Source organism: Paenibacillus sp. NPDC093718 (assembly GCF_050279985.1).
Classification (GTDB): Bacteria; Bacillota; Bacilli; order Paenibacillales; family Paenibacillaceae; genus Paenibacillus_AQ.
On the sequence record NZ_JBNNUS010000001.1, the window covers coordinates 943,677 to 969,685 of the forward strand.

Consider the following 26,009-nt stretch of genomic DNA (forward strand, 5'->3'; position numbering starts at 1 on the left):
ATCTCTTGAACTTGTTTCTGAGATCATTCTATAATCATCAATAGATAATAAAAAATACAAAAATGTCTATGTATACATATACTGGAGTATATAAGCAAGGACGGTGAACCGGAATGGAAATGTTACAGCTGAAGTATTTTGTAACCGTAGCAAGACTTGAACATATGACCAAAGCCGCGGAGGAGCTCCATATTGCTCAGCCGGCGCTCAGCAAGACCATTGCCAGACTTGAGGAGGATCTCGGCGCTCCGTTATTCGAACGCCAAGGCCGGCAGATCCGCCTCAATCCGTATGGCAAAGCATTTTTGGCAAAAGCCAAAGCAGCCCTGCAGCTGCTGGAGGAGGGACGGCGGGAGGTCGAGGATCTGGCGGGGCTGGAGCATGGGCGTATTCATTTGGCCTTATCCAACATGGAGCAGCTCCGCGAGCCCTTAAGATTGTTTCTAAGCAAACATCCGAAGGTCAACTTTCATATCATCCAGTCTTCGATGGAGGATATGGTTCAGACGATTGAACATAACGAGGTTGATTTCTTTCTCACTTCCATGCCCATCCGGCACCCGGATATACGGAGCTTGCCTTTGCTCGTCGAAGAGGTGTTCTTGGCCGTTCCCCCCACCCACCGCTTAGCCGGAAAAAATCAAATTCACTTAAGCGAGGCTGCAAGTGAATCGTTTGTCGGTTATAAAGAAGGTCATCCGTATCAAAAGATGAATAATGAGTTTTGCAAACAAGCCGGTTTTCTGCCGAAGGTCGTCTGCGAGGTGGAGGACCCCGGAACCATAGCCGATCTGGTACGTTCCGGATTTGGCGTGGCTTTAATCGGGGAATGCAGAAGCGGCGAGGAATTAAAGCTGACGAAGCTGAGCATTCGCGAGCCTCAGGCCCGCCGCATCTTCCAAATAGCATGGCTGGAATCCAGGTACTTGTCGAAGGCCGCGATTTCTTTCCGTGATTTCCTTGTGGAATATTACGCGGAATCACGTTAAGACGACCACAAGGGGCTGTCCCAATAGATCTTAGATCTTGCGGGAGGCCCTCTTCTTGCTGTTAGAAGACGCTGGCAGATCAAGAAGGCGGCAATAGACCAAAAGACAGAAATGACGGTACAGGGCTGACTTCCCTGGAATCGCCATTCCTTTATTTTTGCTGTTTTTTCATCAAATGAGCCCTCTCATCGAGTAAGCAGACTTGCTAATGGGACGGCCCCTTAGCAACAGGATTGCCAATCAAATCCTATACTCGAATTCCATCATACCCGTCTCTAATCGTCATCTTATTCAAGCCAACTTGCTACCGCATTTTAACGTCATTGCCATATTGCGCACTGTACGCTCCATATTGGCGGCGGCTTGTCTTATCGCATCGTCCAGGCTGCATACGCCGGGCACGATCGTGAACACCATATCGATGCCATGCTCAAGCACCGCTTCATGCCCGTCCGCAAGCGAGCCCGCGATCCCGATAACCGGCACTCCGTACCGCTTGGCCGTCTTGGCCACGCCCATCGGCGTTTTGCCGTAAATCGTCTGGCCGTCGATGCGGCCTTCTCCCGTAATGACGAGATCCGCATCCTTCACATGCGAAGCCAGCCCCGTCGCTTCGATAACAATATCTACGCCCCGCTTCAACTCAGCTGCCAAAAATGCGAGCATACCGGCGCCTAGCCCTCCGGCTGCGCCAGCTCCGGGAATTCGGGCCACGTCGCGGCCCAAGCATGCCTTAATCATCGCCGCATAATGGGCGAGATTGCCGTCGAGCTGCTGTACCATAGACGGATCGGCGCCTTTTTGGGGGCCAAATACGGCCGAGGCGCCGCGCTCTCCGGTCAGCGGGTTGTCCACATCGCACGCGGCCACGAAGGTAACCTGCTTCAGCCGTGGATCGGCTCCGCCCGTATCGATGCGGGCAATGCGATGCAACTCTCCGCCGCCATGGCCAATTTCCGAGCCATCGGCGTCAAGCAGCCGCACTCCGATCGCCTGCGCCATTCCAGCGCCGCCGTCGTTCGTGGCGCTGCCGCCCAAGCCTAGAATAATCGTGCTGACGCCTTCGTTCAGCGCCGACGTAATAAGCTCGCCAGTGCCGCGCGTTGTCGTCGCGAGCGGATTGCGCTGCTTCGGCGGCACAAGTGCTAGTCCCGAGGCCGCCGCCATTTCGATAATCGCGGTCTTTCCGTCACCAAGTATGCCGTAGAACGCGGTCACGGGGGTACCAAGCGGTCCCGTCACTTCGGTGTGAACCAATCGTCCACCTGTCGCATCCACCAAAGACTGCACCGTGCCCTCTCCGCCGTCAGCCATCGGCACATTGACGATATCCGCTTCGGGATACACGGCGCGCATACCCTTCTCTATGGCATGACATGCCTCTAACGCGGATAAACTCTCTTTAAATGAATCTGGAGCAATTACAACCTTCATTCTCTCCACTCCCTCTCCATCAGTCTTAACCAACTGCCTGAACCATCACTTTGCCGCAGATTACAAGAACCAGCCGAACACGCCGAACACCAATGTCGATACGACAGCCAGGACGAGACCGATTGCGGTCTCATACGGAATAAGACGCAGCCGCTCCTTCATCGCCATATTGACGCTTCCGCCCGTTGCGTGGAAGAAGCTGCCGTGCGGCATATGGTCGAAGACGGTCGCCCCGGCGTGAATCATCGCCGCAGCGCCCAGGGAAGCAACGCCAAGCCCCATAATCGTCGAGCCGAACACTGAGCTGGCGACCGCGGTACCTGCTGTTGTCGAAGCGGTGGCCAAGGACATGAACGCGCCGCTTATCGGTGCAAGCAAGTAAGCCGGCAAGCCGGAGGAGGCCAGACTGTCGATGATGACATCCTTCAATTGCGAATTCGATATAATGCCTGCCAACGTCCCCGTACCGAGCAGCATGATAGCCACGCCAGACATTTTGCCCAAGCCCGATACCGCAAATTGATTGATCTGCTTGATGCGGCCCATACACAAGGCGCCAACGAGGCCGCCGACCGGCAGCGCGATAACCGGATCGATGACGATGCCGGCCAGCGGGCGTAGCGCCAACAGCACAATCGCCGTGATCGGAGCCATCATCGCCGCCAGGAAGCTCGGAAGCTGCTCAGCGCATTCGTCTACGCTTTCCTGACCCGTAATCTTCGTTCCCTTCTTGGACAGGCGCTTCGCGATCAGATAAGTGGCAAAAAGACCAAGAACAGCCGGTATGATTCCTGCCATCATCATCGATGTCAGTGGAATATTAAATGCCTCTGCCGCCGAGATGGCGTTCGGATTCGGCGACATAATGTTGCCGGCCTTCCCGCCGCCGATCATGGCAAGCAATATCGCCATGCGAGACAAGTCGGCGCGCTGCGCAATCGCGATCGCAATCGGCGCCACCGTAATGACCGCGACGTCGATAAATACGCCGACCGCCGTCAGTACCATCGTCGCGAACGCCAGCGCAAACAGCGCACGCGTCTCGCCGACCTTGCGGACCAACGTTTCGGCAATCGTCTTCGCGCCGCCCGATTCAATCAGGACGCCGGCAAGCACGCCGGCTGCCAGGATGCGCAGCACGGCCGGAATCATGCCCTTCGCGCCATCCATCATCAAATTCACCGAATCAACCAACCCGATTCCGCCGACGATCCCCCCGGCAAGTGCCCCAATCATCATGCCATAGGCCGGAGGGACTTTACGCAATATAAGCACAATCGCCACAACCAAAGCCGTCAAAGCACCAAGTACAGTTACAGATACGTCCATAGTCAAGACCCCCTAATGTGTTGTCTCAATTCGTTATACTATTACTGTACCTGCAATCTGAAAGCGCTTCATCATGCATAAAAATGAAATAAAGCGCTTTATAGAACATGTTTTTTGTTCAAATGCACAAATCATGCATGTTCCTTCCAGACGCCCTCACTCTCCGGCTTCCTCTCTTCCAGCGCGCTTAGCCAGCGGGCCGTCATCAGCGTATATAAATCGCGAAAATGCTTCGGGTCTTTGCCGGTCGCCTCATGAATGCGCTGCAGCCGGTAGCGCAGCGTATTCCGGTGAATCGACAGCCGCTCGGCGATGCGCTGCTGCTCGCCGTTCTCATCATAATAGGCCTCCAGTGTCTGCTGCAGTTCCCCGCTCTTATCCTCCTGCACGAACCGCCACCATAGCCTCTGCAGCTCTTCCGCCACCCACGAGGGCGTAACGTTCGCTGCCACGGTCTCATTCGGCATATCTTCGCCGTAGTATACCGTCTGCTCCGGGAATATCGCCTGGCCTGCCCGCATCGTATCTTGCGCGGAACGGTAAGACGCGATTAAGCCGTCGATGCCGGAATACGCCTTGCCAACCGCAATGCGGAGCGGCGCAATCCGCTTCTCTTCCAGCAGTCTACGAATGTGACGGATGCCTTCGCATATATCGGCGTTCGGCTCCCGCGGATGGAGATGGGGCTTATACAACACGATTTGGCGCGTATTGTGAATGGCAATCAGGTCGATGGCGGGCCGACCCTCCAATATTTCGACCACCTGCTTGAGCGTAGACAATGAATTCGCGTCCTGCGCACCAGTCAGCTCCATAATGCATGCAACGCGCGCCTTATCCGGATGGAAGCCAATTCGTTCCGCCTGGAGGCGCAGCATGGCATTATCCTTGCCGTCCGCATGAATGACGGACAGAAGGAAATCCTCCTTCATCCGCTTGTCCCATTGGGCTTTTTCCAGCAGATCTGCTTGCTCCAAGTACATTTCCGCCGTCATTTTCACCAGCTCCCCGTACTTGGTCACCTCGTTCGGATCGCCGGTAATGCCGATGACCCCAACAACTTCGCCCTGGAAGTGAATGGCCAGATTCGTTCCGGGCAGCACCCCTTGCAGCTTGCGCGCGCTTTCCTCGTCAATCTCGAAGCGCCCCTTCCTCTCAATCGCAATGAGCGCCCCTTCATGCTTCTGATATAAGCGCGAGCGGTCGCCAGAACCGATAATCCGCCCCCGTTCATCCATGACGTTCACATTATAATGAATCACTTGCATTGTCCGTGTTACAATTTCTTGCGCCAATTCCTTTGTCAATCTGCTCATCTTGTCTATCCCCTGTCTATGTCCGCCACAATATGAAAAAACGCCCTCCATCCGATAAGTGCGATTAATCGCATTCTTACCGGGATAGGGGCATTCAGCTTGGAATAACGTTATATGTGCCCTAAATGAGAGTGTTAACACGAGGAAGGGAATTTCCTCACGAAGTGGCTGTTATTCGGTGAGGTACTATAATTAACGGTTATTTTGTCTGAGTATACGCTTTCGCGTTTCTTTTGTAAACTCAAACACCACCAGTATGGCCTCAAGAGAACGCAGGTAATCATGATTCCGTCACTAGCGGTTGAGGCGGATTTCTTTCTAAGAATGTATCGCTTATGCGAAACTGCCGGTGAATCGTTTGTTGGCTGAGCATTTCATGCCATGAACCAGCAAGCCGATCCTGATGGATCGGCTTGTTACTCCCTGTCTCTCCTGAGTTTGAGGCTCCCCATATCTATGCTACTTCACGGTACGGTTATAATCCTGGATTTTGGTCGTAATTTCTTTTGCTGCGTCATCCAGTGCCTGCTGCGGTGACTTTTTGTTGTTCAGCACCTCTTCAATCGCACCTTCCACAATCTGTCTTGCCTCGGGAAATACGCCCATCACAGCACCTTGGGTCGCTTTAACCAGCTTCGTCTGGTGCAGCTGATCAATGGCCGTCTGGAATTGCGGGAATTTCTTCAGGTTCTCCTTTACGCTTTCTTCCTCATACGCCTTCGTGGTAATCGGGAAGTACCCGGTATTGATATGCCAGTATGCCTGCTCCGATGGAGAGGTTAAGAATTTAATGAACTCCCATGCGGCTTTTTGCTCTGCTTCAGGACGACTATTCATCATCCACAGGCTTGCACCGCCCACGATAACACCACCTTCTCCCGCTCCTTCCGGCTTCGGAAGGAAGCCTGTGCCCACTTCAAACTTGCCTTCGGCGCTATCCACAAGTCCCTTCAAGGCTGCGGTTGAGTCCAGAATCATGGCGACCTGACCGGCAGAAAATGCCTTCTTGGAATCATCGGTTTTACGTCCCAGGTTATTGGCTGCCTTGGAGTCGATCAGATCCTTCCACCAAGTCAGCACCTTTACGCCAGGCTCGGTATTGACGAGCGACTCGGTCGCCAGATCGTCCCGGCCGTTGCCGTTGTTTACATACTCCGCACCCTGATTAGCAAACAACTGCTCCATAAACCAGCCGTATATAGCAAAATTCGCTCCTACCGCTTTCCCTTTTTTCGATATGGTGTCTGCCGCGACTTTCAGTTCTTCAAACGTCTTGGGCGGACTTTCCGGGTCGAGTCCTGCATCCTTAAACAGGTCTTTATTGTAATACAGTATCGGATTGGAGGAGTTGAAAGGCATGGAATACAGCTTATCATCAAACGTATAATACCCGCTGATGTTAGGTTCCAGCTGCGACACATCCCACTGATCCGCATCGATGAACTCCTGCATGGGTGTAATTAGTTTGGAATCGATCATAAACCGGCTGCCGATCTCGTACATCTGGACCACGGACGGTCCCTCGTTTGTGCCCATCGACGCCTTCAGTTTACTTAACAGGTCATCATAGGTTCCCTGATACACCGCCTCTACCTGCACCTTGTCCTGCGAAGCGTTAAAGTTAGCGACTAATTGATCAACCACCTTGGTTGTCGCTCCTCCCATCGCATGCCAGAACACCACTTTTTGAGTGCCAGCCTCCGTCTTTGGTACGGTATCCGTCCCCTTTTCAGGCTCCTCGCCCATGTTAATGTTACATGCACTAACCAGCAGCATGATCGCAGCTAACAAGATACTTACCAACCTCGTTCTTCTTCTCATCCGTGATTCCTTCCCCTTTCGTTCGTAAAATGCATCCTATGATAAACCTGCATATGACAGGTCAACCACCGCACTAACCTTTCAACGCGCCTGCGGTAATTCCCCGCACCAATTGTTTGACGCCAAAAGCCAGCAGCACAAAGGAAGGAATCAGCACGATGGTCACGCCGGCCAGAATCAGGTTCCATGACATTACCTCAGCATGCTGCAGCATAGCCACCCCGATCTGTACGGTTCGCATCGAGGCCTGATTCGTGATCAAAAGCGGCCACAAAAAGTGATTCCAGTGCGTGAGGAAGGTATACACCGCCAAGGTGGCAATGGAAGACCGGGACAACGGCAGCACCATGGACAAATAACTGCGGATATGACCGCATCCGTCAATTTTGGCCGCATCAAACAGCTCACGCGGGAGCTGCAGAAAAAACTGGCGCAGCAAAAACACGCCAAAAGCCCCTGCCATAAACGGCACGATCAATCCCTGGTAGCTGTCCATCCAGCCCCAATCCTTAATAGTCAGATAATTCGGAATAATTGTGACTTCCCAAGGAATCATCATCGTTGACAAGAAGAGTCCGAACAGCAGTGCCTTGCCCTTAAAATTCAAAAATGCAAACGCGTATGCGGCCAGACTCGATGTAATAACCTGACTGATCATGATGGCCGTCGAGACGATGAAGCTGTTCAGAATAAAGCGAATGATCGGGAAGCCGGAGATGGCCTCCGTAAAGTTGCCCAGATAGAAGCTCGACGGGAACAGCGGTGGTGGAAAATTAGCTACCTCCTTCTCGGTCATAAAGGATGAGAACACCGTAAAGATGAGCGGATATAACACAATCAAAGACAGCAGGATAAGCAGCAGATAGGTGAACAGGGACGTGATTCGGCGCAGGGTCATTGGTAATGCACCTTCTTCTCCAGAACTTTAAACTGCAGCAGCGTAAGGAGCAGAATAATCGCAAACAGGATCAAAGCCTGTGCGCTGCCGATGCCAAACCTAAAGTTGACGAAGGCATCCTGATAAATGGAGTAAACTATGACATTCGTGGAGTTGATCGGGCCTCCCTTGGTCAGAATGTGAATTTGCCCGAAGGCTTGAAATGCACCGATAACCGATACAATCAAGGCAAAGAAAATCGTGGGCGACAGCAGCGGCAGTACGATTTGGATAAAGGTCCGGATCGGCCCGGAGCCGTCCATTTTGGCGCTTTCGTATATTTCCTCCGGAACTCCCTGTAAACCGCTGGACAGCACAATAAACAGAAACCCCATGTTCATCCAGATCGTCATGATCGAGATCGAGATCAGAGCCCAGGAAGGATCGGTTAACCAAGGGATCGGCCCCAGATGAACGAAGCTTAGAAAATAGTTCAGCATGCCCGCCGTAGGATGAAACAACAGAAACCATATAATCGAGCCGGTTCCGACGGAAATGACAATCGGCAGTGAGAAAACAAACTGAAACACCTTCATCCCTCGCAGCTTGTTATGGGTAATGGCGGCAAGAAACAGCGACCAGATCAATGAGGTAGGCACGGTAAACAAAATAAACATCAGCGTTACGCCAAGATTCTTATAGAATGAATCAGTTGATAGAAGCCGGATAAAATTCTCCAACCATACAAATTCAACAACCTGACCCCGCGGATCCGTTATCGTCATGCTGAGATAAACCGATTTCAGCATCGGGTAGAACAAGAACATCATAAACAAGATGATGGAGGGTGCCAGAAATCCATAAGCTAAAGCATGCTCACCCCAGAGCCTTTTTCTTACTGCTGCGCTTTTAGGTTTCTTGCCATGTAAAACGCTTTCATTACTAGACAACCGACATTCCCCTTTCTTCGAAAATTTCTGCTTTGCCAATCGAAAAGACGCAAGGATTCGCAAAAAAGAGAACAAAAAAACACATAAACTGCATGCCGAAAAACAGACAAGCAATTGATGTGATTCTCCTCTTCTCCATCACATATGCAGATGCTCTTAACCATCCTCCCTTCATTATTATCAATAACACTGAAAATTTAGAACATTCCATGCCTTGATATTTCGAAAGTTGACAATACTTGGGAAACGATTGTAGTATTGAGTAAATACTCAGTTTTCTTAGGTTCGTCATTACATGAAAAAGGAAGCCATCTGCCTATGCCTACAACCAATCGAAATGCCAAGAAGGAACGGATATTGAACGCTGCTCTGAAGCTGTTCTCCCAGCAGGGATATCACGCGACGACAACCAAAGAGATTGCCGCCGAAAGCGGCGTTGCCGAGGGGTTAATCTTCTACCACTTCGGAGATAAGCGGAAGCTGCTGCTCTACCTTGTGAACAACTTTTCCTTTGTTACGCAGCTTCAAGAGGATGCGGGAGAACTGTCGAAGCTTCCTGCGGAGAAGGCCCTCCTTCAATACGGCTTGGCATACCTCCAGTTCCTCAGGACAAACATGGATTATCTACTGCTCATTTGGTCACCGGAACTCATAAAGGATGCCGAGGTATCGAATGAGGTGTCACGTCTGATCGGAGGTTTTGGGACAGCAGGCAGCAGCATACTCAAACAGGCGGCGGGATCGAAGCATCAATCTGAACATACGGTTCAGGTTGCGATGATGATGATGACCTCCTCCATCCTGGTCTATTGCATGCTCCATTCCCGCTTTGGACAGGAAACGCTCCCGCTTGGGGACGAATCGTATATTCGCGAGCTCGTCCGGCTGCTGATGCATGGCTTGAATGAAGAATCCTAAGTCGCCGAGGTTCATCACAGGAAGGATTGAATAGAAAAGCTGATCGCAGAACAGAAACAACATCTCTGCATCAGCTTCTTTTATCCATTGGATTTGAGTATTTACTCAGTTTTTTCGAGTGTCGTTAATATCGTTAGATTGAAGGGAGAAATGAGGATCATGCTGTCTTTCATGCCAGATTGGAGTTTCGCCATGATGTTGTGGCTGCTGCCGGTTGTATTTTTCATTCACGATGGAGAAGAGATTGCCACGATGGAATGGTGGCTCAGGAAGAACAAGAATAACCCTGTGCTATCCAAAATCTCGCCTGTCCCCACTCCGTGGGATAAAAATATCACCCTGCAATTTACATTTGCCGTCCTGCTGATCGGCTTTATTCTCACCGGCGTAACGCTCCTGACGGCTCTTAACTTCGAAATCAGCAGTCCATTCAACGCGCTGTTCGCGGGTTTTGTCACGGTGTTCCTGCTGGATGGCGTGAAACATGTGGGAGCGTCAATCGCCCTGTGGGCATACACCCCGGGTGTCATTACAGCCGTCATCCTTGAAATTCCGTACGGGATTTATGCGCTTTATCGCCTCCTACATGCAGACATCATAGATATGACTTCTCTCGCCCTCGGAACCATCATCGCCCTGCCGGTCACCCTGCTGCTGGTATGGACGGGTCTGACGCTTGGAAAACGCATTGCACCCTTCCGCATAAATATGTAGGCTCCGATAAGCGACATGTAGAAGACAAGCGACTACTCAACGTTCAAGGCGCCTCTTACTGAATCTCAAAAAAAGAATGCTTCCGGATCATCCGGAAGCATTCTTCTCTCTTTCGCAAATCCTACAAACTCCAATTGCGTCTAGGCTTATAACCTGCCTTCTCCAGAAATTCCCGCTCCGTCTCCAGACCAAGACCCTGAATCCCCACCTTGGCGCTCATCGAAGTAATCAGCATGCGGCTGGCCATCTCCAACGTTTGCAGGGCCATCCGCGCTTCGCGAATGGACGTATCATAAATAACCACGCCATGGTTTTCGAGGAGCAGCACATTGGCGAGCTTGGCCTTTTCCCGGACTCCCTCGCCCAGCGCGTCACTGCCCGGATGATAGTAAGGCACACGTTCGATTCGCTCGAGATAATACATCGTCTCGACGAACATATTGGACGGGAGCTCCAGGTCGGAGCAGGCAATCAGCGTAGTATAGAATGGAGAAGCATGGAGCACCGCACCGATCTCCGGACGGCTTTCGTAAATCGCCCGATGCATGGGCGTTTCTTTGGACGGTTTGCGCCCTTCTGCCCCATACACGTTCCCGGACAGATCACATTCGATCAAGTCCGCTTCCTCCAGTTCGCCAAGGAAAGTCCCGCTGGCCGTCACCACATAACGGTCCCCTTCCGTTCTGGCAGAGATATTCCCCGCATTGCCCCACGCGAGGTCGTATTGCATCATATATTTACCGGTGTGCTGCAGTTCTTTTCTAATCGTTTCTACACTAGCCATGACATCTACCTCCTGTAATAAAGTCTAATACTTCTCCAAATAATCGCTTGCTAGATGAACATCAACTAACGTACTTCCTATTTACCGCCTAACAGATTCGGAAGGAACATCGACAATTGCGGAAGATACGTGATCAGCAACAGGTCAATGATCAACACAATATAGAACGGCACCATGCCTTTTGCGATCTGATCCAGCCGGATCTTCGCGATCTGGGCCGATATGAACAGATTGATGCCTAGCGGCGGCGTGCACATCCCGATCGCCAGGTTGACGATCATAATAATCCCGAAATGCGTCGGATCGATCCCGAATTCGGCAGCTACCGGCGCCAGCAGCGGAGCCAGAATGATGATCGACGCATTGGATTCCATAAACATGCCCACGATCAGCAGGAACACGTTGACCAATAACAGGAACACGATCGGGTTATCGGATATGTTCACGAAGAAGCCTGCAACCGCCTGGGGAATTCCTTCACGCGTCATGATCCAGCTAAACAACCCCGCGCTTGCAATGATGAACATAATCACGGATGTCGTAATCGTGGATTGCGTTAGAATATTTATCAGCTTGGAGAATTTAATCTCCTTATACACAAATACGCCGACAATGAATGCATACGCAACGGCAACGCCCGCGGCTTCGGTCGGCGTAAAGATGCCGCCGTAAATTCCGCCAAGAATGATGATCGGCATAAGGACGGCCCAGAAGGATTCCTTGAAGGCCTGCCATACCTCTGCCGGCGTCTTTCTCTTCTCGCGCGCATAGCCTTTTCGTTTCGCAATAATATAAACGGCAATCATCAGCGATAAACCAATCATGATTCCCGGAATGAGACCCGCCATGAACAGATCGCCGATGGAAGTTTCGGCAGCTACTCCGTATAGAATCAACGGAATGCTTGGCGGAATGATAACCCCCAACTCACCGGACGTCGCTTGAAGAGCCCCCGTAAAGTTCTTATGATAACCCCGGGAGATCATGGCCGGAATCAGGATACTGCCCAGCGCCGCGGTTGCCGCGGCGGAGGAACCGGATATGGCGGCAAAGAACATCGAGGTTACAATTGTTACGAGTCCAAGGCCGCCTGGCAGATGGCCTGTAAGTGCATTCGCCAGATTCACCAGTCGTCTGGAAATCCCGCCAAATTCCATCAAGGTACCCGCGAACACGAAGAAGGGAATTGCCATGAGCGGGAATGAATCCGTTGACGTGAACGAACGCTGGACCAGTACAAGCAGCGGCGTGCCGCCTTCCCACCAGATTGCTACCGCCGACGCCATCCCCATCGAGACGGCAATCGGAACACTGATGGCGAAGAACAGGATCAGACATCCAAACAGTACGATAGGCATTATAATCCTTCCTCCTTCGCTTGCGGTACGGTGTCGGACACGATCGTTTCCAGAATTACCGCTACCGCATTCATGATGAGCAGCACCGCTCCAATCGGAATGGCTGCATAAGGAACCGACATGCTAAGCCCCATCGCTGCCGACGATTGCACGGAGACCCGGCCCAGAATGTCGATGCCCTGGACCAGCAATAGAATGAAAAACACGATGCATATCGCCATGACGGTAATTCGAATCACCTTTCGGTTGACTTCGCTCACCAGCTCCGGCAGCAGCTCGATCGCTACCAGCCGATGATGGCGCAGCGCCAGCGAGGAACCCAGAAATACAAGATAAACCATCAAGTATCTGGCAAGCTCCTCGGACCAGTGAAGCGGAAAACCGGCAATCCGGTATATAATCTGCATGATAATCAGGATGGACATGACACCCAGGATCATGGCCACTGCGATGCCCACGAGTTTGTTGAGCGTATCGATCGCTTTTAATGTCTGTCGCATGGCTTATCCCCCCTCTTGAAAGAAAAATGGTTATGGCGTGTTGATGATTTTGTCGTACAGCTCTCTTCCGTACATGTTGGCAAAGCGTTCATGCACCGATTTAGCTGCCGCCTCGAACGGCCCCTTATCCACTTCCACGAACTCCGTACCGAATTCTTTAAGCTCATTGATAATCTGCTCTTCTTGTTCAAAGACCAGCTGATTCTCGTATTCCGTCGCTTCCTTGGCGGCTTCTTCAATAGCCTGACGCTGAGACTCATTCAAGCGTTGATACGTCACTTCGCTCATCGCGAGCATCACGTAACCGTATACATGATCGGTCATCATCATATACTTCTGGACTTCCTGAATCTTGGAGCTGGCTGTAAAAGCAACCGGGTTCTCCTGCGCGTCAATAACCCCGGTTTGAAGCGATGAATAGACTTCGCCAAAGGCCATTGGCGTCGGCGTCGCCCCCATTGCTTCCCAAGCCGCAATGGAAGCCGGGATTTCCGGGACGCGGATTTTCAAGCCGCGCAGATCGCTTGGCGTTTCGATCCTCTTGTTGGCGGTCAGCTCACGCGGGGTTCTCATCCAGAATTCCAGCCCCCGGACCTCGGCATTATTCAGCAAGCTCTGTTTCAGTTCAGCGCCAACATCCCCATAGAGCACGTTCTCCAAATGCTGCTTGTCGCGGAACAAATACGGCAGTTCCAAGATGGCATAGGGGCTGTAGAAATTCGATAACACGCCCGCCGGCAGCGCAAAATCCACTGACCCGATTTGCATCCCCTCGATCAGGTCACGGTCATTCCCGAGCATCGAGCTGGCATACACTTCAACCTCAATCTCGCCGCCCGTTTTCTCCTTCACCAATTCCGCAAATTTAAGCGCGCCCAGATGCCACGGATCGGATTCACCCGTTATGTGACCGAGCCTCAGCTTGATCGGGCCCTCATCCGTATTCGGCTTCGTTATAATTAAAGCGCTTACAATGAGCAGTGCGGCCACCATGACAACTGCGAGTCTTTTCCACATTTGTCGTTCCCCCAATCTGATATGAAGTTCCTGCAGCCTCCACAACTAGAAGCGGAAGCTGCGGGGAGTATGTTGATTATTAAAAGGTGACGATAACCTTCAGGGACGAATCTTCCTTCTTGTCTACCAGGCGGAACCCTTCCGCAGCATCTTCATATGACAATCGATGGGAAATAACGGCTTTAACGTCCACCGCTCTGCTGGCTAACAAGTCAATGGCGGAAATGGTATCCTCACGCGTGTACGTCATGCAGCCCACAATTTCCTTCTCCGTCTGCTGTAAATTCACGATATCGAAGGTTTGCGTGCCATGGAACATGGCAATCGTTACGCAGCGGCCGCCTTTGCGAAGCAAGGCAAGGGCATCATCTACGATCCCTGGAACTCCTGCTGCAATCAGCACCTTATCAAATTCACCGGCGATATCCGCCTTCGCTTCCTCGGTCCAATGCTTCTTGCCGCCGATGTTTAAGGTGTGGGTAGCACCCATCTCCTTCGCGGATTCAAGCGCATAATCCATGACGTCCGTCACCATGAGCGTTGTAGCGCCGGCAGCCTTCGCAGCCGTCATGGCGAGCAGCCCGATCGGTCCAGCACCGAGAATGGCGACCTTGTCTCCGACTTCGATCCCGGCCTTGCGTACCGCATGGACCCCTACCGCGAAGGGCTCAACCAGCACGCCCAGCTCATGATCCAGCTGATCCGGCAGTTTGAACACGCATGCTTCCGGCGCAGCAAAGTACTCCGCCATCGAGCCATACCAGCCCTTCAGGCCCGGCGCTCCCCGCTCGGTGCAATAATTCGTTCTGCCCGTCAAGCAGTAATCACATTTGCCGCAGCCGACCTGAGGCTCCACGGTTACCCGATCACCAATCTGAAAGGATGTGACGTCCTTACCCACCTTCACGATTTCGCCGGACACTTCGTGGCCGATAATGACGGGCGGCTTCCGAAACAGATGCAATCCCTTATAGGTGTGAATATCCGAGCCGCAAATCCCGGCTGCTTTTACCTGTATCAGAACTTCCCCTGCCCCGATCTCCGGTATGTCCACGTCTTTAACGACAACTTTGTACGCATCCTCCACATATACAGCCTTCATTGTCTCTCCCCCTTGTTGTGATCAAGCTTCATGGGATGTTTTCCCGCTTCTCTCTGTTAAATAAAAAGCGCTTGCTTCGATTCCTGCAAATGCTTGCGCATCACTTCGGCGCTGCTCTCCTTGCCGGTCTTGAGCGCCTCATAAATCTTCCAGTGATCCTCCAGGAACTTCTCCATCCGGTGCGGATCCTTCCGCAAATGACGGCGGGTGATTCGCTGCAGATGATCATGGTAGTTCAGCAGCACCCGGTGTATTTCCTGGTTGCCCGTACATTCGCAAATGATCAAGTGGAAATCATGGTCGGCTTGAGCAAAATTTTTGACATCAAGCCGGCTGACGATGTCGGCAGTTTCGGCAAGATTGCCCTCCAGCTCCTTCTCCTGCTCAGGCGTGAGTCTGGATTCGATCTGCTGGCAGTTGAACGTCTCCAGCGCAATCCGCAGATCATATATGTCTACAATCCGGTTCACGGATAGATCATTGATGATGATGCCCTGCTTCGAGGAGACGGTGACAAAGCCCTCTGTCTCCAGCCGCGTCAACGCCGCTTTGATCGGCGTCTTGCTCATTCCCAGCAGCTCAATCAATTCTCGCTCGGACAAGAATCGCCCCGGCTCGAATTTCTCATTCAGAATGCTTTCCTTAATCTCGTTATAGGCCACATCTTTTAACAGAAGAGAGGAAGCTGCCCCTTTGCTTTTATCCATCGTCATTCGTGTATTCTCCTATCTTGGCTATTGATCCGGTTCAGGAAAACCGGCATCCCGTACTTTAATAAAATAATCCGGCGATCCCAGCTGTCCGCCCTTAAGAGCCAATTCCAGACCGTCCAGGCTTGCGTCGTCCGAATATACCCTGCACAGCGGAGCCCCTGGTGATACGTCCCATATCATCTCCAACCCGTAAGCGCCCATCTCGCTGGTGACAAAACCGGAGGTGTCTCCCCCAGCAATGACAACTCGGCGCAGCCCGGCTTGATCCATGACATGCTTGGTCAACTTCCCAAGGCTTCTGCCGATGTACTCGCCCGCTTCCGCTCCGGATAGTCCCATGGTCTTCAACCGTGTTCGTGTCTCACGGATCGCTTCATCCTCAGGGCCCAGCGCCGTGTAGAGCACCACGCTTTGTCCTTCTTGGAGCTTATCCACCGCTTGCTGGACAAGCCCCAGCCGGGCAGTATCATCTGTCCCCCCGATCATGGCCGGCGTAATACGCATGCCGTGATACCCTTCAGCTATCGCACGCTCAATCTGAAGCTGACTGACCGGTGAAGCGCTCCCGGACACTACCAGAATGGCATCGGTTGGCCGAACGGTCGCACCAGGTTTGTTATTCTCCAATGAAGGGGAAGCGAGTCCCAGCTCATCCCAATGGGCGGCCAAAGCATATTCAACGCCAGAGGAACCGACAACGAAAGTCCCCGCCCCTTCCGGCTTGTCCTGAATCAGCTGGCCACAGCGCTTGAGCCTGTCCTCATCCAGCGCATCAAACAGCAGAATTCCCGGCTTCTCCCCCAGTTTATCACGATATCGGCGAAGAACCGTATCCTTGTCTCCATCCAATTCTACAATATCCATTAAAGTTATGGAGTCCGCCGTCTGCTGCGCAAGATGAAGACGCAGATCCGCCTCATGCATCGGCGTGGAAGGGTGCTGCGACATGACGGGATGCCGATCCAGACGGTACACCGTATCATGCATTTTCGCAAAATGCTGGCCGAACAGCGTATAACGTCCAAGGCGGGGCGCGCCGACCAGCAGCGGAACCGTCACCTGATCTGGAAAATAGTCTCTTGCCACCCCAATCGCGTGGCCGATACTGCCAACCTCAGGCGAAGAGTCGAAGGTGGAGCATGTCTTATAGTGGACGAGCGGCGCGCCGCTCATGGACAGCTTCTCAAATACCGGCCGGAGCTCGGCCTCCATATCCTCCGGAGATTTGGCTCGGCTTGTACCTGCCACCCCGATGCAACGGATGCCTTCAAACTTCTTCAGCCGATCAAGCGAAGGAGCTTCCAGAAACAATACCGTGCGGTAACCGCTTCGGGCCAGCGCCTCCATCGCATCCGTTGAACCTGTAAAGTCATCGCCATAGAAAGCAAGCAGCAGCTCATTGTGGTTCATGCTTGTCCCTCCCGAATCTATGATAGATCTATCATAGATCTATTTGAGACCTATTGTATTTGCAGCGCTTTCAAATGTCAACCACCTTTTCGTTTTGAAGTGAGAAATATCATTGCGAAAACCGTCTTTGACTCGCCTCGCATTCCTCAACATATTAGCCAAGCGCTGGCTCATAAACTTAATGGATGGCAGTTTAACCGGATACGGTACGAAAAAACCAATATGGAGGGAGATACCGATTCATGGAGGATCAGAACCGGAACAGAGGAAATCATGACCGCGTGCCCCAGCCGATACGCAGCGACGGAGCAGGCGGGCCGGACTATGGCCCGCGGGATGTGATGAGGGATATCGAGAATCCCGACATGCTTGTGCCCCCCGCCACGGATGCCGGCTTGATGCCCAATCTGAAAATGTCGTTCTCCGATACGCATATGCAGCTGAATCATGGCGGCTGGTCGCGGGAAATTACGGTACGGGACCTGCCGATTGCCACCACGCTGGCCGGCGTGAATATGAGCCTTACGCCCGGCGGCGTCCGGGAGCTTCATTGGCATCAGCAAGCGGAGTGGGCCTATATGATCTGGGGCAGCGCCAGAATTACGGCCATGGATGCAAGCGGTAGAAATTTCATCGCGGATGTGGGGCCAGGCGATCTGTGGTATTTTCCGGCCGGCCTCCCCCACTCGATCCAGGGACTCGAGGAAGGATGTGAGTTCCTGCTGGTTTTTGACGACGGCCACTTCTCGGACCTGAATACCTTATCGATCTCCGACTGGTTTGCGCACACGCCAAAGGATGTGCTGTCCGCCAACTTCGGCGTTCCGGAGAACGCTTTTGACCATATCCCGAAGGAACAGGTTTATATTTTTCAGGATCAGGTGCCGGGTTCGCTCGAAAGCCAGGAGGTCCAGTCTCCTTACGGAAAGGTGCCGCTGAGTTTCAAGCATCGTCTGCTGGCACAAGAACCGATCCTAACCCCCGGGGGAAGTGTACGAATCGTGGATTCAGGCAATTTTCCGATTTCCAAAACCGTTGCAGCCGCACTCGTCGAGATCAAACCGGGCGCCATGAGGGAGCTTCATTGGCATCCGAATCAGGATGAATGGCAGTATTACCTTACCGGCCAAGGTCGAATGACCGTGTTTGCCGGCAATGGAGCAGCGCGTACCTTTGATTACAGAGCCGGTGATGTAGGCTATGTCCCCTTTGCCTTCGGCCATTACATACAGAACACGGGTACGGATTCCTTGTGGTTTCTGGAGATGTTCAGAAGCGACCGGTTCGAGGATATATCCTTAAATCAATGGATGGCTTTGACCCCTCGGGACCTGGTCCAGGATAACCTGAGTGTTGGAAATGAAGTCACCGATGCTTTGCGCAAGGAAAAATGGCCTGTTGTGAAGTATCCGGGATCTTCGTATTACCCGAGGTAAGTTCCAACCTTCCCGCGTCGAGGACATTGATCTGTTGTATTAACGTCATACAGACTCGCCCGGAGGATTTTCTTCCAAGGCGGTCTGTTATGTGCCGTCATGCGGATATTGACTTTTCTTTCCTTCTGCCATATAGTTCATTAATAAAACTATTTCATACGTGAACTATTTGAGAGGAGAACTATCATTGAACGACAAGGCAAAGCAGTGGATCGACCGGTATGTCGATGTCTACCTGCTTGTATCGAGGCGGATCAACGCCCAGATTAGAGAGCAGCTCGGCGAGGATCTGACCAGTGACCAGTTTCAAGTGGTACGCTTGATCAACGGCACGGATCACTGTACTTCATCCTATCTGGCGGAAGCTCTCGCGGTTGGCAAAAGCTCGGTTACGGCTATCGTCAACCGTCTCGTGGAGGCCGGCATTATCGACAGAACCCGGGACGAAGCAGATCGCAGGCTGGTGTATCTGACTTTAACGCAATACGGACGTACGATTTTTGAATCTGCCCAGGAACAGATGAGGGAGATCGTCTCTCCTTACCTGCAGCATTTTGAAGAAAAAGATATCGAAATGTTCATCTCGATGTTCGAGAAGCTGGGACAATTGATGCAAGAATCAGGGGGGAGAAAGAATTGAAAGTCATACTGAAAGCAAGATGGGCCATTATTGTGCTGTGGCTGGTAGCCGCAGTTGCGCTGTTTTTGTTCGCGCCTTCCATGTCGGACCTGGTGCGGGAAAAGGGGCAGCTGTCCGTACCCGACGGTTATACCTCTTCGCGCGCGGCGGAAATTCTCAAGGAAGCCTCCGGCGGCGAGGGCGGAGAAACCCTGCATCAGGTTGCGCTCGTCTTCAATAAACCCGATGGGCTAAGCGAATCGGATAAAGAGAGCATCCGGGAGGGCGTTCAAGCTTTAAACGACAATAAAGAAAGCCTTCATATTGATTCCATCAATGAACCGTTCACGCAGACGGAGCTGGAAGACTCGCTCATCGCCAAAGACGGCAAGACCATCATGGTCGCGCTTCAGGTCAGCGGCGGCCAGGAAGCCGTGAAAGAGCTGCCCGAGAAGGTTGGTCAGGTGCTGGAAGGCGTTCAAGCGGATCATTACCTGACAAGCGAAGGCCTCATCAATGAAGATACCATCGTCAGCTCGGAGGAAGGCCTGAAGAAAACGGAATACATTACGGTCATCTTTATTCTGCTCATTCTGTTCGTTGTATTCCGTTCCTTCGTGGCACCGTTCGTCCCTCTGTTGACCGTGGGGCTCAGTTATATCGTGTCACAGTCGGTCGTTTCTTTTCTCGTGGACCAGTTCAACTTCCCGATATCGACCTTCACTCAGATCTTTATGGTGGCCGTCATGTTCGGGATCGGGACCGACTACTGCATCCTGCTGATCAGCCGGTTTAAGGAAGAACTCACCACGTCGGAGGATACCAAGACGGCGATCATCGAGACTTACCGAAAAGCCGGCGGCACCGTGATTTATTCCGGGCTCGCCGTATTTGTCGGCTTTGCAGCCATCGGGTTATCCAAATTCATTCTGTACAAATCCGCGGTTGCGGTTGCAATCGGCATCGCCGTTATGCTCCTGGCATTGGTTACCGTCGTTCCATTCTTCATGGCGGTGCTGGGCAAGAAGCTCTTCTGGCCGTCACGCGGCAAGCTGGAGCATAGCGAAAACAAGCTTTGGGGAGCGGCAGGTTCCTTCTCACTTAAGCGTCCTTGGGCTGCATTGCTTGTCGTAGCCGTTATCGTGGCCCCTTTCCTGGCTACGTACAGCGGCAAGCTGTCGTTTAACAGCCTGGAGGAAATCGGGCCAAGTTACGCTTCGGTCAAGGGCTTTAACATTATTTCGGACAGCTTCGGCCCCGGACAATCGCTGCCATCCACCATCGTGATCAAGAACGATGACCGGATGGATACGGCGGAATACATGGGACTCGCGGAAAAAATCAGCCGGGAAGTGGAAAAGGTTGATGGCGTATCCAGCGTACGCGGGCTCTCCCGTCCAACCGGCGAGCAAATCAACGATTTCCTCATTCCTACTCAAGTGAAAACGTTAAATGAAGGATTGGGAGAGTCCAAAGACGGACTAACCCAGATTCAGAATGGACTATCCGAAGCAGGCAAACAGCTCAGCGAGAATACGCCGAAGCTGAATGAAGCCGCTGCGGGAGCCAAGGAGCTGACCAAGGGAACCGCCGACCTCAAGGACGGCATCACGGAGCTTGGCCAAGGCCTCAGCGCCATCCAAAAAGGAATCCAGAGCGGCAGCGCAGGCGCAGGCGAACTCAAAGCAGGGCTTGCCCAGGCTGCGAAAAGCGCAAAAGAGCTGGCTGCAGCTCATGCCCAGCTTCTCCAAGGTTATAAACAACTTGATACCGGATTAGCAGCTCTTGAAGGCGGCGTTGCCGGACTTAAAGAACAGCTGGGCGGCGTTGCGGCTGCACTGAGTGGACTTGAAGGCTCCTTCACGGGACTGGAGAGCAACCACCCGGAACTCATTCAGGATGCCGACTATCAAACCATCAAAGGTACCGTCACGCAAACAGCGGCAGGCACAGCCGAGCTGGCAGCAGGGTTAGGACAAATCGCCGAGCAGCTTAAAGGCGCGTCAGCCGGCTTATCGGAAGCCAACGCCGGCTACGCCAAGGCAGCCGCCGGGCAAACGGCGCTTGCCGACGGTCTACAGCAGCTTGTGACCGGTATCGCCGAGCTTCAATCCGGCCTTTCGCAGGCAGCTAACGGGCAAGGACAGATCGTGAGCCAAATCCCTTCCATTACAGACGGTCTGGACCAGCTGCAAGGCGGCCAGAAGCAGCTTGCCGACGGCTTTGGCGATCTAACCGGCCAGATCGGAGAACTGACGGAAGGACTGAACTCCAGCGCGGACGGATTGAAGCAAATTTCGGACGGACTGCATTCCGCACAGGATTATCTGCAGCAGATCCAGGACGTTCAGGATGAAGAGCTCAGCGGGTTCTTCATTCCGCAGGAAGCCCTTGAGAATGAAGAATTCCAGACGGTATTCGATACCTATCTCAGCGATGACCGCAAAGTAATGACGCTGGATGTGGTTCTGGCAACCAATCCGTACAGCGAAGAAGCGTTGGGCAGCGTCGAACAGATTCAAGCTGCGGTAGATCGCGCAGTAAAAGACACGAAATTGGAGAACGCCGAGGTTGCCATCAGCGGCATTACAAGCACGAACAACGATTTGCAGAACATATCGAATGAAGACTACACGCGAACCGTGATTCTCATGCTGAGCGGAATCTTCATTATCCTGGTCGTGCTGCTGCGCTCCCTCGTGATGCCGATCTATCTGATTGTTTCACTGGTTATCACATACTTTACGGCTGTCGGCGTTACGGAGATGATTTTCGTTCACGGCTTCGGGTATTCCGGCATTACCTGGGCCACGCCATTCTTCAGCTTTGTCATGCTGATCGCGCTTGGGGTGGATTACAGCATCTTCCTAATGGCGCGTTTCAACGAGAACAAGTCCAGGAACGTTCAGGATGCCATTCTGCATGCCATGCGCAACATGGGTACTGTGATCCTGTCCGCGGTAGTCATTCTTGGCGGTACCTTTGCGGCGATGTATCCGTCCGGCGTACTGTCCATGATGCAGATCGCAACGGTTGTCCTGGTTGGACTTGTGCTCTACGCACTCCTGTTCCTGCCATTCTTCGTACCGGTGATGGTCCGCATCTTCGGCAGGGCTAACTGGTGGCCGTTCACCCCGAAGGAGCAGGAAGCAAAGAGCCCTTCCGGACATGACGTAGGAATGTAGCCATTACAAGGATGACCCCAACCTAACAATGATCACAATAACCGTCTTTTCCTGAATCATGACAGGTAAAAAGGCGGTTATTTTCTATGCCATTTCAATAAAAGGGAACGGAAATCTCATCCGTGAGCACTTGGGACGATTACCAAAGAACCGAGCGAATGCTTTTTGATGGGGAATAGCTATACGATCGCCACATTTTCTCGTATATTAAGAAGAAAGAATTCTCGGATCTTCAACCATACCAAACCTAAAAGGGAACGTGAACCGTGCCAACACGATCTGCAAACCATACCTATCGCATTCAAATTAAAAAGATTCTTCAGTATATATTGGCAGTTGCTGTTTTTCTGTCCGTGCTCCTCAGCATTCGGTGGTATTGGATCGAGACCTTCGTTCCTCCCCACCATCCGAAAGCCTCCCAAGGGGTGCTCGACTTACGCAGCTGGGACCTCATACATTCCAAATCCATAACATTGGATGGAGAATGGGAGTTCTATCCGGACATGCTTGCCACAAAACAAGAGCTGGAGCAAACCAATCCGCAGCATCGCTATGTGCAGGTTCCGGGAAATTGGCGGGAGAGCCAAACGAAGGAATCCGCATCTGCCTATGGTACCGGAACCTATCGGCTTCGTATTCTGGTCGATCCATCCTTAACCGCTCCCCTTTCGTTCTGGATCCAACAGATTCAGGCTTCGGCGAGCGTCGAGATAAACGGCCTTAAGATGGGAGAGATGGGCAGCACCGGAGAGGACGGCAAAGACACCTATTCACCGGCTCGAAGTCCCTTCGTTGTCGATTACGCTCCCGTTAAACACACGCAAGAAATCGATTTGATTATACGCGTGGCCAACCATGAGCATCCGCTCCAAGGCGGAATTGTAAATTCCATCAAGCTGGGATCCAGCGAAGCCATCCACGATGAACGCGGACTTTCCATCGATCTTCAGCTCATTACATTCGTCGTGCTGATCCTTCACGGTTTGTATTCCTGCATTCTGTATTTTTTCAATCCGCGGGAATGGACGCTTCTTGATTTTTTTCTGCTGCTACTTACCGCATCCGTGACGATTGTAGTTTCAGATGACGATTTACTGTTGAAATGGCTGCCCATCAATTACGCTTGGGATCTTAAAATCTCCATATTGTCTTATTCTTGGCTATCGTTTTTCGTATTGAAAATGACTAGGAGCTTCACCTTGAAGACCCGCAATCGATGGTTTATCGGTTATGGCATTTCCCTGCTTCTATATTCCGGATTTATTGCAATCGCACCTGCTTCTCTTATCTTCTGGACGGTGGAATACAAAGTTTTTGCCATTCATTATTTATTGCCAATTATCATCTCTATATATATGTTCGGGAGAATGGTGGCTGCAAGCCGGGATGACGCGATCTTTCTGCTCTTGGCAGCCAGCGGCGTTTTCTCCAGTGTTATTTGGGGAGCACTCATTAAATATCAGGAACTTCCAAAAGTGTATTACCCCGTTGATGTCATCGCGGCCATCATCGGTTTCTCTGCCTATTGGTTTAAGCGTTATTTCCGCAACGTCGATAAAATCAGCAAGCTCAACCGCGAATTGCAGAAAGCGGACAAAATGAAAGACCGGTTTCTGGCCCAGACGTCACATGAGCTGCGAACGCCGCTGCACGGGATCATGAATATCGCCCAGAGCGTCTCAGACAGGGAACAGCATAATATGGACAATCGAAGTGCGGAGGATATGCAACTCCTTGTTAAGGTTGGACGCCAGATGTCGCATTTGCTGAATGATCTACTGGACGCCGTAAGGCTGAGGGAAAAGCGAATCGTACTGCATGCCGAGCCGCTATCCCTTCCCTCTATCGTAAATGGCGTTATCGATATCCTGAAGTATTTGCTCGAAGGAAAAGCTGTGCAGTTGAAAATGAATATAGACACATCCGAAGCCCTCCCTCTCGTTATGGCGGATGAAAAGAGGCTTGTGCAAATCCTCATGAATTTATTGCATAATGCCATCAAACATACCGAGGAAGGAAGCATTGCCGTAACGGCCAACGCCAAGAACGGGCAAATGTTCATCGAGGTAACGGATACGGGAACGGGAATGGACCAGGAAACACAGCAGCGGGTATTTCTGCCATACGAACAAGGCGATCCCGGATACGGCGACACCAACGGCATAGGTTTGGGCCTTAGCATCAGCAGAGAATTGGTAGAGCTTCATGGCGGCTGGATGACGGTTCACTCCGAAATCGGAAGGGGTTCAACGTTTACATTCACGCTTCCTTTGGCTGATTCGACTGACGTAGAGATGTCCCCCGATATATCGGCCGTTCGGTTCGAGGCCTATGAAGAAATGGCGGCAAGCCGGAACGACCTGAATGACCAGCCGCTCCAAACCGCAGAAGTCCCGTCAGCGGAAGAGCAGATGAACATCCTAGCCGTTGACGATAACCTTGTAAATTTGCGAGTGCTTGCGAGTATATTGATGTCTGAACCTTACCACCTGCAATTAACAACTTCGGCCGGAGAAGCGCTGGAATTGCTCGGAACGAGGCCATGGGATTTGGTAATCGCTGATGTCATGATGCCGCAGATTTCCGGTTACGAGCTGACACGGAAGATAAGAGAACGTTATTCCCCTTCCGAGCTCCCTGTGCTTCTGCTGACGGCGCGAAACGAGCCCTCCGACATGTATGCGGGGTTTCGGGCGGGTGCCAACGATTATGTCACGAAACCAGTGGATCCGATGGAGCTTAAATACCGTATCCAGTCATTGATTACGCTAAAGCAGTCCGTGAACGAGCGTCTGCGTATGGAAGCTGCCTATCTGCAAGCTCAAATCCATCCGCATTTTTTGTTCAACACCTTGAATTCAATCCACGCATTGAGTGAAATTGATGTGGAAAGAATGCGAAAACTTAACGAAGCCTTTAGTTCATACCTGCAAATCAGTTTTCAATATCAAAACTCCGGCAAATTTGTCTCACTATCGGAAGAACTCGAACTTGTACGCGCATATTTGTATGTTGAGAAGGAGCGACATGGCAACAGGCTCCATGTCAGATGGAACGTGGATCAGGACATTAACCTCCTGCTTCCTCCATTAACGATTCAGCCTCTGGTTGAGAATGCCGTACAGCACGGTATTATGCAAATAGCTAAGGGTGGAACCGTACAAATTCGTATTGAACGTCAGGAGCTTTCCACGCTGATTCAGGTCAAGGATAACGGCATGGGAATGAGCAGAGAAAAGGTACAGGGGTTGCTGGATGCTCCGCGAGAGGACAAAAGAGGAATTGGCCTGTACAATACGAATCGCAGATTGATTCAGACGTATGGGAGCGGTCTTTCCATTCAAAGCGAGGTCCATGAAGGCACAAGCGTATCTTTTGTCATTCCCGATCCGGAGCAATAGCGTCTCTTAACAGCAATAGGAGGGTATCCCGCCAGATCTAAGATCTTGGGACACCCTCCTTTTTTTCAAATACAGACGGATTCGATTGCTGCGTTTTCTTTTTCCTTCTGCCATTAACCCGATACGGATCGCCGTA

Annotated in this window: 20 protein-coding genes; 7 read left to right on the forward strand and 13 right to left on the reverse strand. The window is 52.0% G+C overall.

Annotated features, from left to right (window positions below; all coding sequences use genetic code 11):
* The first annotated feature begins 113 nt into the window (after positions 1–113).
* Positions 114–989 carry a LysR family transcriptional regulator gene (locus tag ACQKPA_RS04710; protein ID WP_427489795.1) on the forward strand — a complete coding sequence of 292 codons (876 nt, stop codon included), beginning with the start codon at positions 114–116 and terminating at the stop codon, positions 987–989.
* Positions 990–1,280: 291 nt separating this feature from the next.
* On the opposite strand, the gene ACQKPA_RS04715 is transcribed toward ACQKPA_RS04710, so the two are convergent.
* The 6 genes from ACQKPA_RS04715 to ACQKPA_RS04740 all read right to left on the reverse strand — a co-directional run bounded on the left by ACQKPA_RS04715 (position 1,281) and on the right by ACQKPA_RS04740 (position 8,716).
* Positions 1,281–2,423, reverse strand: coding sequence for a glycerate kinase (locus ACQKPA_RS04715; RefSeq protein ID WP_427489797.1), 1,143 nt, complete (start codon positions 2,421–2,423; stop codon positions 1,281–1,283).
* 60 nt (positions 2,424–2,483) lie between these two features.
* On the reverse strand, positions 2,484–3,752 hold the full coding sequence (locus tag ACQKPA_RS04720) for a GntP family permease (protein ID WP_427489799.1): 1,269 nt from the start codon (positions 3,750–3,752) through the stop codon (positions 2,484–2,486).
* A gap of 131 nt (positions 3,753–3,883) precedes the next feature.
* Positions 3,884–5,068 carry a sugar diacid recognition domain-containing protein gene (locus tag ACQKPA_RS04725; RefSeq protein WP_427489801.1) on the reverse strand — a complete coding sequence of 395 codons (1,185 nt, stop codon included), beginning with the start codon at positions 5,066–5,068 and terminating at the stop codon, positions 3,884–3,886.
* A gap of 459 nt (positions 5,069–5,527) precedes the next feature.
* Positions 5,528–6,889: an ABC transporter substrate-binding protein gene (locus ACQKPA_RS04730; RefSeq protein ID WP_427489803.1), complete on the reverse strand. Its 1,362-nt coding sequence runs from the start codon at positions 6,887–6,889 to the stop codon at positions 5,528–5,530.
* Positions 6,890–6,962: 73 nt separating this feature from the next.
* On the reverse strand, positions 6,963–7,787 hold the full coding sequence (locus ACQKPA_RS04735) for a carbohydrate ABC transporter permease (RefSeq protein WP_427489805.1): 825 nt from the start codon (positions 7,785–7,787) through the stop codon (positions 6,963–6,965).
* The gene (locus tag ACQKPA_RS04740) at positions 7,784–8,716 is read right to left on the reverse strand and encodes a carbohydrate ABC transporter permease (protein ID WP_427489807.1); all 933 of its coding nucleotides are present in this window, start codon (positions 8,714–8,716) and stop codon (positions 7,784–7,786) included. Before ACQKPA_RS04740 ends, ACQKPA_RS04735 begins: the two co-directional genes overlap by 4 nt.
* Before the next feature lie 318 nt (positions 8,717–9,034).
* Between ACQKPA_RS04740 and ACQKPA_RS04745 the strand changes: the two genes are divergently transcribed.
* Together ACQKPA_RS04745 and ACQKPA_RS04750 are read left to right on the forward strand one after the other, a co-directional pair.
* Complete coding sequence (locus ACQKPA_RS04745) at positions 9,035–9,634, forward strand: TetR/AcrR family transcriptional regulator (RefSeq protein WP_427489809.1); 600 nt, start codon at positions 9,035–9,037, stop codon at positions 9,632–9,634.
* 159 nt (positions 9,635–9,793) lie between these two features.
* On the forward strand, positions 9,794–10,348 hold the full coding sequence (locus ACQKPA_RS04750; protein ID WP_427489811.1) for an HXXEE domain-containing protein: 555 nt from the start codon (positions 9,794–9,796) through the stop codon (positions 10,346–10,348).
* A 121-nt stretch (positions 10,349–10,469) separates the two neighbouring features.
* Here ACQKPA_RS04750 and ACQKPA_RS04755 read toward each other — a convergent pair whose 3' ends face one another.
* From ACQKPA_RS04755 to ACQKPA_RS04785, 7 genes are all read right to left on the reverse strand, one after another.
* Complete coding sequence (locus ACQKPA_RS04755; protein ID WP_427489813.1) at positions 10,470–11,132, reverse strand: class II aldolase/adducin family protein; 663 nt, start codon at positions 11,130–11,132, stop codon at positions 10,470–10,472.
* Between the two features lie 77 nt (positions 11,133–11,209).
* Entirely contained in the window at positions 11,210–12,490 is a 1,281-nt protein-coding gene (locus ACQKPA_RS04760) for a TRAP transporter large permease (protein ID WP_427489814.1), read from the reverse strand.
* The gene (locus ACQKPA_RS04765; protein WP_427489816.1) at positions 12,490–12,990 is read right to left on the reverse strand and encodes a TRAP transporter small permease; all 501 of its coding nucleotides are present in this window, start codon (positions 12,988–12,990) and stop codon (positions 12,490–12,492) included. Before ACQKPA_RS04765 ends, ACQKPA_RS04760 begins: the two co-directional genes overlap by 1 nt.
* A gap of 30 nt (positions 12,991–13,020) precedes the next feature.
* Positions 13,021–14,007, reverse strand: coding sequence for a TRAP transporter substrate-binding protein (locus ACQKPA_RS04770; protein WP_427489818.1), 987 nt, complete (start codon positions 14,005–14,007; stop codon positions 13,021–13,023).
* A gap of 79 nt (positions 14,008–14,086) precedes the next feature.
* Complete coding sequence (locus ACQKPA_RS04775) at positions 14,087–15,109, reverse strand: zinc-dependent alcohol dehydrogenase (protein ID WP_427489820.1); 1,023 nt, start codon at positions 15,107–15,109, stop codon at positions 14,087–14,089.
* A 56-nt stretch (positions 15,110–15,165) separates the two neighbouring features.
* Positions 15,166–15,822: a GntR family transcriptional regulator gene (locus ACQKPA_RS04780; RefSeq protein ID WP_071223211.1), complete on the reverse strand. Its 657-nt coding sequence runs from the start codon at positions 15,820–15,822 to the stop codon at positions 15,166–15,168.
* Positions 15,823–15,843: 21 nt separating this feature from the next.
* On the reverse strand, positions 15,844–17,232 hold the full coding sequence (locus tag ACQKPA_RS04785) for a four-carbon acid sugar kinase family protein (RefSeq protein WP_427489822.1): 1,389 nt from the start codon (positions 17,230–17,232) through the stop codon (positions 15,844–15,846).
* A 242-nt stretch (positions 17,233–17,474) separates the two neighbouring features.
* Between ACQKPA_RS04785 and ACQKPA_RS04790 the strand changes: the two genes are divergently transcribed.
* The 4 genes from ACQKPA_RS04790 (at position 17,475) to ACQKPA_RS04805 (ending at position 25,873) form a co-directional block, all read left to right on the forward strand.
* The gene (locus tag ACQKPA_RS04790) at positions 17,475–18,668 is read left to right on the forward strand and encodes an oxalate decarboxylase family bicupin (RefSeq protein WP_427489824.1); all 1,194 of its coding nucleotides are present in this window, start codon (positions 17,475–17,477) and stop codon (positions 18,666–18,668) included.
* Positions 18,669–18,855: 187 nt separating this feature from the next.
* Positions 18,856–19,308, forward strand: a complete 453-nt coding sequence (locus ACQKPA_RS04795; RefSeq protein ID WP_427489826.1) for a MarR family winged helix-turn-helix transcriptional regulator — start codon at positions 18,856–18,858, stop codon at positions 19,306–19,308.
* Positions 19,305–22,472: an MMPL family transporter gene (locus tag ACQKPA_RS04800; RefSeq protein WP_427489828.1), complete on the forward strand. Its 3,168-nt coding sequence runs from the start codon at positions 19,305–19,307 to the stop codon at positions 22,470–22,472. The genes ACQKPA_RS04795 and ACQKPA_RS04800 overlap by 4 nt, the downstream gene beginning before the upstream one ends.
* Positions 22,473–22,738: 266 nt before the next feature.
* A complete protein-coding gene (locus ACQKPA_RS04805) occupies positions 22,739–25,873 on the forward strand; it encodes an ATP-binding protein (RefSeq protein WP_427489830.1) in 3,135 nt (1,044 codons plus the stop codon).
* Positions 25,874–26,009 lie beyond the last annotated feature (136 nt).